At 74.6% G+C, this 9,055-nt stretch carries 9 protein-coding genes; 1 reads left to right on the top strand and 8 read right to left on the bottom strand.

Going from position 1 to position 9,055, the window contains the following annotated elements; genetic code table 11:
- Positions 1-1,609, top strand: a 1,609-nt coding sequence (locus NCC78_RS22560) for a glycoside hydrolase family 3 protein (protein WP_250796879.1), incomplete at its 5' end; no start/stop codon positions are given.
- A 6-nt stretch (positions 1,610-1,615) separates the two neighbouring features.
- Here the strand turns inward: NCC78_RS22560 and NCC78_RS22555 are convergent.
- The 8 genes from NCC78_RS22555 to NCC78_RS22520 form a co-directional block, all read right to left on the bottom strand.
- A complete protein-coding gene (locus NCC78_RS22555) occupies positions 1,616-2,242 on the bottom strand; it encodes a lipoprotein (protein WP_250796877.1) in 627 nt (208 codons plus the stop codon).
- 75 nt (positions 2,243-2,317) lie between these two features.
- A complete protein-coding gene (locus NCC78_RS22550) occupies positions 2,318-3,223 on the bottom strand; it encodes a MerR family transcriptional regulator (protein ID WP_250796875.1) in 906 nt (301 codons plus the stop codon).
- Positions 3,224-3,405: 182 nt separating this feature from the next.
- The gene (locus NCC78_RS22545) at positions 3,406-4,830 is read right to left on the bottom strand and encodes an acyl-CoA carboxylase subunit beta (protein WP_250796873.1); all 1,425 of its coding nucleotides are present in this window, start codon (positions 4,828-4,830) and stop codon (positions 3,406-3,408) included.
- Positions 4,831-4,852: 22 nt separating this feature from the next.
- Positions 4,853-6,079, bottom strand: coding sequence for a beta-ketoacyl-ACP synthase II (fabF, locus tag NCC78_RS22540; RefSeq protein ID WP_250796872.1), 1,227 nt, complete (start codon positions 6,077-6,079; stop codon positions 4,853-4,855).
- A 2-nt stretch (positions 6,080-6,081) separates the two neighbouring features.
- Entirely contained in the window at positions 6,082-6,321 is a 240-nt protein-coding gene (locus NCC78_RS22535) for an acyl carrier protein (protein WP_007072348.1), read from the bottom strand.
- An 86-nt stretch (positions 6,322-6,407) separates the two neighbouring features.
- A complete protein-coding gene (locus tag NCC78_RS22530) occupies positions 6,408-7,352 on the bottom strand; it encodes a beta-ketoacyl-ACP synthase III (RefSeq protein WP_250796870.1) in 945 nt (314 codons plus the stop codon).
- A gap of 76 nt (positions 7,353-7,428) precedes the next feature.
- Positions 7,429-8,601: an acyltransferase domain-containing protein gene (locus tag NCC78_RS22525; protein ID WP_250796868.1), complete on the bottom strand. Its 1,173-nt coding sequence runs from the start codon at positions 8,599-8,601 to the stop codon at positions 7,429-7,431.
- 78 nt (positions 8,602-8,679) lie between these two features.
- On the bottom strand, positions 8,680-9,055 hold a 376-nt coding region (locus NCC78_RS22520), incomplete at its 5' end, for a PucR family transcriptional regulator (protein ID WP_250796866.1).

The following is a 9,055-nucleotide window of genomic DNA, read 5'->3' as shown; positions in this document are numbered from 1 at the left end:
CGCGGCCGGCCCGACAGCGGGCACCGCCGCCCCCGCCGGGGACCCCGCCGCGCGGGCCGCGGCCCTGGTCGCCACGCTCACCGACGAGGACCTGGTCGGCCAGGTCCTGATGCCGTACGCCTACGGCGACGCGGCGACCAGGGTCTCGCCCGGCTCCGCCGCCGGCAACCGCGCCCTGGCCGGCGTCGACACCCCGGCCGAGATGATCGCGAAGTACCGGCTCGGCGGGCTGATCCTGGTCGGCTTCAGCGCCGACGACCCCACCAGCGGCAACCAGGAGACCACCAACGTCGACAACCCGAAGCAGGTCCGCGCGCTCACCACCGGCCTGCGCGACGCCGCCGGGAAGCTGCCCACCGGCGCGGCCCCGTTCCTGATCGGCACCGACCAGGAGTACGGCGTCGTCACCCGGATCACCGACGGGGTGACCCTGCTGCCCAGCGCCCTCGCGGCCGGCGCCGCCGGAAGGCCGGAACTCACCGAGGCCGCCTGGCGGGCCGCCGGCACCGAACTCGCCGCGATGGGCGTCAACCTGGACTTCGCCCCGGTCGCCGACGTGCTCGCCACCCGCAGCACCGTGATCGGCTCACGGTCGTACGGCGCGGATCCCCAGCGGTCCGCGGCCCAGGTCGCCGGCGCGGTCCGCGGGCTGCAGAGCGCGGGCGTCGCCGCCACGGTCAAGCACTTCCCCGGGCACGGCCACAGCGCCACCGACTCGCACAAGGACCTGCCGGTGCTCGACCAGTCCCGCGCGGCGCTGGAGGCCGGGGCGTGGCCGCCCTTCTCCGCCGGCATCGACGCGGGGGCGATGGCGGTCATGTCCGCCCACCTCGACACCCGGTCGGTCGACCCGGGCACCGCGGCGACCTTCTCGCACAAGCTGCTCACCGAGGTGCTCCGCGGCCAGCTCGGCTTCAAGGGCGTGGTGATCACCGACGGGATGAACATGCCGCCGGCGAAGCGCTGGGCGCCGGGGGAGGCCGCCGTCCGCGCCCTGAAGGCGGGCAACGACCTGATCCTGATGACGCCGCACGTCGGCCAGGCGTACGACGGGCTGCTCGCCGCGCTCCGCGACGGCTCGCTGCCCCGCGCCCGGCTCGTCGAGGCGGTCACCCGGGTGCTGACCATGAAGTTCACGCTGGCCGACCGGCCCGCGCCCGAGCTGTCCACGCTGGGCGGCCCGGCCCACCGGAAGGCGGCGGAGGAACTGGCCGCGGCGGCGGTGACCCTGCTGCGCGGCTCCTGCGGCGTCGGCGTCCGCGGCCCGGTGACCGTCACCTCCTCCGGCGGGCGGGACCGGACCAGGGCGGTGCTGACCGAGGCGCTGAGCGCGGCCGGGGTGAAGGTGGTGCCCAGCGGCGGCACGGTGGTGCACCTGGTCGGCTACGGCGACGGCGGCGCCGACCTGCGCGCCGACGCCGCCGTCACGGTCGCCATGGACACCCCGTACGTGCTGGCGACGGCGAAGTCGCCGACCCTGCTGGCGACCTACTCGTCGAGCCGGGCGTCGATGACCGCGCTCGCCCGGGTGCTGGCCGGCAAGGCGAAGCCGGGCGGCCGGTCCCCGGTGCCGGTGACCGGCCTGCCCGCCACCACCTGCGGCGGCTGACCGCCGTCAGTCCCGGTTGATCTTCGCCGAGTGCTTCACCAGCTGGTACGCCGGCAGCAGCTCCTGCGGGTCCGGCGCGTCCAGGCTCAGCACGACCGGCCCGTAGAGCGAGGACAACGCCACGGCCCGGTCCAGGTCGCCGTCCTGCGTGTAGCTCGCCTCCACGGCGTCCACCGTGCCGGCCCGCAGGCGCCGGTACTCCACGCCCGTCGCCTTCGGCGAGTACGCGTCGACGAAGTGCTCCAGGTGCTCCTGGCCGCCCCCGGCGACGCCGTTGACGCGCCACACCCGGAGGAACCCGAGGCCGCCGGCGGGCCGGGCGTCGATCTCGCACAACATGGTGGCCTTGCCCACGGTGGCGTCGGCCGTGACCGCCTCGACCTTCCAGCCCTTCGGCACCGAGAAGGTGACCGGCAGCGGGCAGGCGGTGCCCTTCCTGCCGACGGTGACGCCGGCCGGGGCGGCGGCCACCTCGTCGTGCCACGGCGGCCCGGGGGTCACCGGCGACGCGGTGGGGCTCGGCGAGGCCGAGGGTGAGGCCGGGGCGGCCTTCGGCTCCTGCTGCTCGGCGCAGCCGCCGACCAGCGCGATGGTGAGCGCCGCCAGCGCGGCGGCGTGGGTACGTCGATCCATGGTGTCCATTCCCCGTTGACGATCTTCAGCCCGGACAGCAAACCGGTCGCCGGGCGGAACGTCAACCCCGTCCGGTCAGCGGGCCGCGCGCAGCGCCGCGACCAGCCACTCCACCGCCGGCACGGTCGGCGGGAACGGTGGCTGACCGTTGAGCACCCCGATGAGCTGCCAGTACCGCTCCACCCGCCGGTCGGTGAAGGTGGCGATCCGCTCGGCGAGCGCGACCCGCTCGTCGGGAGACAGCGCCGGGTCCACCAGCTCGTCCAGCACCGCCCGCGCCTCGGCGGAGTCCGGGGCGATCCCGGCCGCCAGCGCCGCCCGGGCCGGCTCGACCGACGGCAGCGGCTCCGGCGGCGGCTGCGCCGCGGACGTCGAACCGGCCACCGCCATCGCCCGGACCCGCCGACGGAAGTCCGGGTCGCCGACCAGTTCGGCCAGCTCGACCCAGGCGTCCACCTCCTCATCGGTGGGCTCGTCGGGCAGGTCCGCGGGGAGCGCCCGCATCGCCCGGGCCAGCCCCTCGCCGCCCGGGCCGGAATCCACGCCGCCGAAGACCTCGGCGACGAAATCGTCGATGATCTGCTGCCGCTCCCGGGCGGAGAGGCGGGCCAGGTCGTTCATCAGTCTCAACTCCTCGGTCGTGCTGCCACGTCGGGCGACCGACCGCAGCACCGCCCGGCGCAGCCGCAGCGTCCGGATCTCGGAGTCCAGGGCCCGCGCGTGCGCCCGCGCCACCTCCGGGACACTGCTCCGCCGCTCCAGGACCCGGCGCACGTCGTCCAGGCCGATTCCCAGCTCGCGCAGGCTCCGGACCAGGTCCAGCCGGGCCACGGCGGCCGCGTCGTAGAGCCGGTACCCACCGCCCGAGCGGGCGGTCGGCGGAAGCAGGCCGAGGTCGGACCAGAACCGGATGGTGCGGACCGTCAGGCCGGTCCGCCGGGCGAGCTGCCCGATGGTGAACAGTTCGGTGCGGTCGTCCACGTCGCAGAGCCTCCCGTCTCCAGCCGCTGGAGAGTCAAGACCGGTAACCGGTCGCCCCCGCCCGACCGGCAACTACCGCCCGGGGCAACGAGCGCGCGGCCAGGCGGCATCGCGCGACCGCGGCTGAGACGCCGCGGGGCCCGCGCTCACCGAGCGCGGGCCCCGTCGACTCCTACGACCGGTTACAGCGGGATGTTGCCGTGCGCGCCCCGGGCGGCCGGGGCGGCGGCCAGCGCCTCGGCGATCCGGCGCCGGGTCTCGGCCGGCTTGATGACGTCGTCCACCACGCCGATCTCCAGCGCCCGGTTCACCCCGCCGGCGACCCGGATCTGCTCCTCGATCAGCTGCGCGCGCAACGCCTCGCGCTCCTCAGAGGGGGCGGCCGCCAGCTTCTTGCGATGCAGGATGTTCACCGCCGCGCTGGCGCCCATCACCGCGACCTCCGCGTTCGGCCAGGCGAAGACCGCGGTGGCGCCGAGCGAGCGCGAGTTCATCGCGATGTACGCGCCGCCGTACGCCTTGCGGGTCACCAGGGTCACCCGCGGCACCACCGCCTCGGCGAAGGCGTGCAGCAGCTTCGCCCCGCGCCGGACCACGCCGTCCCACTCCTGGCCCAGGCCGGGCAGGTAGCCGGGGACGTCCACCAGCACGATCAGCGGCACGCCGAGCGAGTCGCACATCCGCACGAACCGGGCCGCCTTCTCGGCGCTGGACGCGTCGAGGCAGCCCCCGAGGCGCAGCGGGTTGTTGGCGATCACGCCGACCGTGCGGCCGGCGAACCGGCCCAGCGTGGTGACGACGTTCGGCGCCCACTTGGCGTGCAGCTCCACACCCGGGGCGTCGAGCAGCGCCTTGACCACCGGCTTCACGTCGTACGCCCGGTTGGTCTCCGCCGGCATCTTCGCGGTCAGGTCGTGCCCCTCCTCGGCGAGGGCCGGCACGTCGTCCGGGGAGAGCCGGCCCTGGTGGCCCAGGAGCGCGGCGAGCTTGCGCGACTCGACCATCGCCGCCTCGTCGTCGGGGCAGGTCACGTGGACCACCCCGGAGCGCCGCCCGTGCGGCTCGGGGCCGCCCAGGCGCTCCATGTCGACCTGCTCGCCGGTGACGCTGCGGACCACCTCCGGCCCGGTCACGAAGATCCGGCCCGCCCCGCTCATCACCACGATGTCGGTCAGCGCCGGCCCGTACGCCGCACCGCCGGCCGCCGGGCCGAGCACCACGGAGATCTGCGGCACCCGCCCGGAGGCCCGGACCATCGCCGCGAAGACCTGGCCCACGGCGTCGAGCGCGACCACGCCCTCGGCCAGCCGGGCGCCGCCGGAGTGCCAGAGACCGAGCACCGGCACCCGCTCCCGGACGGCGGTGTCGATCGCGTCGACGACGTGCCGGCACCCCTCGGTGCCCATCGCGCCGCCCATCCTCGTCGCGTCGGTGGCGTACGCGATGGCGGGCGTGCCCTCGATCTCACCCCGCGCCCAGAGGACGCCGGAGGTGTCGCGAGGTGCCAGCAGACGCAGCGAGCCCGCGTCGAACAGGGCCCGGAGCCGCAGCTCCGGACCTCGGTAGTCCACGGTGGGTGTGTCCGCGGCGACGGCGGTGGTGGTCACGTGAGCCTCCAAGGCTGTGGTCTCAGGCCCGCGTGAAGACGAGAGCCACGTTGTGTCCGCCGAAGCCGAACGAGTTGTTCAGTGCGGCGGGGACGTCCATGTGGCGCGCCTTGTTGGCGGCCACCTCCAGGGTGAGCCCGTCGTCCGGCTCATCGAGGTTGATCGTCGGAGGTACGACACCGTCCCGGATCGCCAGGATCGTGGCGATCGACTCCAGGGCGCCCGCCGCGCCGAGCAGGTGACCGGTCATGGACTTGGTCGCGCTGAGCACCGGGTGGTCGCCGAGCGCCTGGCGCAGCGCCTTGATCTCGGCGATGTCGCCGACCGGGGTCGACGTGGCGTGCGCGTTGACGTGCACGATGTCGGACTTCGCCACGTCCGCGTCGGCGATCGCCTTGGCGATGGCCCGGATCGCGCCCGCCCCCTCCGGGTGCGGCTGGACGATGTCGTAGCCGTCGGAGGTGATGCCGGCGCCGGCCAGCCGCGCGTACACCCGGGCGCCCCGGGCGGCGGCGTGCTCCGCCCGCTCCAGCACCAGGATGCCGGCGCCCTCGCCGAGCACGAACCCGTCCCGGCCCTTGTCCCACGGGCGGGAGGCCCGCTCGGGCTCGTCGTTGCGGGTCGACATGGCCCGCATCGAGCTGAAGCCGGCGATCGGCAGCTGGTGGATGACGGCCTCGGTGCCACCGGCCACCACCACGTCGGCGCGGCCGGCACGGATCATGTCCATGCCCAGCGCGATCGCCTCCGCGCCGGTGGCGCAGGCGCTGGCCACGGAGTGGACCCCGGCGCGGGCGCCCAGCTCCAGCCCCACCCAGGCGGCGGGTCCGTTCGGCATCAGCATCGGGATGGTGTGCGGGGAGACCCGGCGCGGCCCGGACGCCTCGAGGATGTCGTCCTGGGCGAGCAGGGTCAGGGCGCCGCCGATGCCGGAGCCGACGCTGACACCCAGCCGCTCCGGGTCCGGCCCGGAGTCGGCCAGGCCGGCGTCCGCCCAGGCCTGGTGCGCCGCGATGATCGCGATCGCCTCGGAGCGGTCCAGCCGGCGCAGCTTGACCCGGTCGAGCAAACCGGCCGGATCGACCGCCAGCTGGGCGGCGATCCGGACCGGCAGCTGCGCGGCCCACTCCTGGGTGAGCGCGCTCACCCCGGAGCGGCCGGCGAGCATGGCGTCCCAGGTCGACGCGACGTCCCCGCCCAGCGGGGTGGTCGCGCCGAGCCCGGTGACGACGACGTCGGTGTGAGCCATGATCAGGACTGCGCCTCGATGTAGCTGACGGCGTCCCCGACGGTCTTCAGGTTCTGCACCTCGTTGTCCGGGATCTTGACGCCGAACTTCTCCTCGGCCGCGACCACGACCTCCACCATGGAGAGCGAGTCGACGTCCAGGTCGTCGGTGAAGGACTTCCCCTCGGCCACGTCGTCCGGGTTCACCCCGGCAACCTCTTCGAGGATCTCGGCGAGGCCGGCGGTGATCTCGTCACGGGTCATTGCGGTTGGTTCCTTTCATCGGGGGTTGCTCGACGGTCGGCGACGCCGGCCGTCACTCCCCGGCGCTGGCGCGCCGGAGGGGGTCTTCAGGGGCAGCGGACGACCTGACCGGCGTAGGTCAGGCCGCCGCCGAAGCCGAACAGCAGCACCGGGGCGCCGGAGGGCACCTCCCGCCGCTCCACCAGCTTGGACAGGGCCAGCGGCACGCTCGCCGCCGAGGTGTTGCCGGACTCGACGATGTCCTTGGCGATGATCGCGTCCGGGATGTTGAGCCGCCGGGCGATGCCGTCGATGATCCGGGCGTTGGCCTGGTGCGGCACGAAGGCGGCCAGCTCCGACGGGGCCACTCCGGCGCGCTCGCACGCCTGCAGGGCCAGCGGCGCCAGCTCGGTGGTGGCCCAGCGGAACACCGACTGCCCCTCCTGCTGGACGTACGGGCGCCAGCCCTCGATGCGTACCGCGTCGCCCCGCTCCGGCACCGAGCCCCAGACCACCGGGCCGATCCCGGCCGGCTCGTCCTCGGCGGTCGCGGTGACCACCGCAGCGCCCGCGCCGTCGGCGAAGATGATGCAGGTCGAGCGGTCCGTCCAGTCGGTGAAGTCGGAGAGCTTCTCCGCGCCGATGACCAGGGCGTTGCGGGAGGCGCCCGCCCGGATGGCGTGGTCCACGGTGCCCAGCGCGTACGCGAAGCCGGAGCACGCGGTGTTGATGTCGTACGCCCCCGGGGCGGTGATGCCGAGCTTCGCGGCGACCCGGCAGGCCACGTTGGGGCTGCGGTCGACCGAGGTGCACGTGGCGACCACGACCAGGTCGATGTCGGCGGCGGTGAGGCCCGAGTTGGCCAGGGCCTTGCCGGCGGCGGCCGCCGCCATGTCGGCCACGGTCTCGCCGTCGGCGATCCGCCGGGTGGCGATGCCGACCCGGTCGCGGATCCACTCGTCGCTGGTCTCCACCAGCTGGGCGATCTCGTCGTTGGTGACCACGCGGGAGGGCTGGTAGTGCCCCAGCGAGACGATCCGGCTGCCGGTCATGCCGTGCCCTCCCTACGGTCGGTCCCGACCCGGGACACGTTCGGAACGTACGTGATGATCCGCTCGCGGTGCACGCTCATGCGTGACCTCCGATGCGGACGAGCGGTTGACCCGGCGCCACCGGGTCGTCGTGGTGGGCGAGCCACTCGGTGAGCACGCCGCTGCCGTGTGCGGTCACCTCGACCGGACCCTGCCGGGTGACCACGCTGCCGACGACCTGGCCGGAACGGAGCGTCTCGCCCTCGGCGAGGCCGTCGGCCGGCTCGAAGGTGCCGGCCGACGGGGCCACCACCACGCGGAAGTGCATGGTGGGCTCGTGGCTCGGCGCCATCCCGTGCCGGGCGATCAGGTCCCGGGCGGCGGGCAGGTCGTCCGGGGTGTTCAGGGTGACGATCTCCGGGGCCCCGGCGGTGCCCTTGAGCTCCCGCTTGACCAGGCCCGCGAGGGTGCCGGCCGGCGGCAGCTCGATCACGCCGGTGACCCCGAGGTCGGCCAGCGTCCGCATGCAGAGGTCCCAGCGGACCGGCGCGGTGACCTGGCGGACCAGGCGCTGCACCATGTCCCGGCCGTGGTTGACCGCGGCGCCGTCGAGGTTGGACAGCAGGATCCGGGTCGGGTCGGCGGGGGTGATCCCGGCGGCGACCGCGGCCAGCGCCGCCTCGGCGGGAGCCATGTACGGGGTGTGGAAGGCGCCGGCCACCTGGAGCCGGATGACCCGGGTCTTCGCCGGCGGCTCGGCGGCGAGCTTCTCCAGCCCGGCCACCGCGCCGGCGGCGACGATCTGGCCGGCGCCGTTGCGGTTGGCCGGGTGCAGCCCGTGCGTCGCGATCGCGGCGAGCACCTCGTCCGGGTCCCCGCCCAGCACGGCGGCCATCCCGGTCGGCTCCAGGGCGCAGGCGGCGGCCATCTCCCGGCCGCGTACGCCGGCCAGGGTGATCGCGGCCTCCGCCGGGAGCACCCCGGCGAGCGCCGCCGCGCCCAGCTCGCCGACGCTGTGGCCGACGGTGAGCGTGACGTCGTACATCGGCAGGTGCTCGGCGGCGAGCAGCGCCGCCGCGACCAGCAGCGGCTGGGTACGGGCGGTGTCCTTGATCTCGTCGGCGTCCGCGGCCGTACCGAGGTGTACCAGGTCGACCCCGGCCAGAGCCGACCACCAGCGCAGTCGCGCCTCGGTGCCGGTCAGGTCCAACCAGGGAGTCAGGAAGCCGGGTTTCTGGGAACCCTGGCCGGGAGAGAGTACGGCGAGCACGTCTATGACTCTCCTGGATACGCGCGGGTAGCGCTGTGCCGCCCCCGACCAAACCGCACTAGAACCTTTGGAGGGATCCTACAAAAATCGGCGGTGGTCGTCACTTCTCTGTGACGTTTTGCTGACGCCTGGGGTCATTGTCTGGGTCGGGACCACTGGGACCACCGGGTCCAGACGGCCGACCGTCAACGCCACCTGGAGCGCGAACGCGTCGCGCGGCACCAGCGGCGAGAACCCGGTCACCTCGGAGATCCGCCGCAGCCGGTAGCGCACCGTGTTCGGGTGCACGAAGAGGGCACGGGCCGCGCTCTCCAGCGTGCCGCCGGCGGTGAAGAAGGCGTCCAGCGTCTCCAGCAGCTCCCCGCCGGCGCGTACCAGCGTCGCGTAGACGTCGTGCCGCAGCCGCCGCCGCGCCTCCGCGTCCCCGGCGAGGGCCCGCTCCGGCAGCAGGTCG

This window comes from Micromonospora phytophila (assembly GCF_023656545.1).
Lineage (GTDB): Bacteria > Actinomycetota > Actinomycetes > Mycobacteriales > Micromonosporaceae > Micromonospora > Micromonospora phytophila.
Note: the sequence above shows the minus strand (reverse complement) of the source record. Positions and strands in the feature narration are given on the sequence as shown.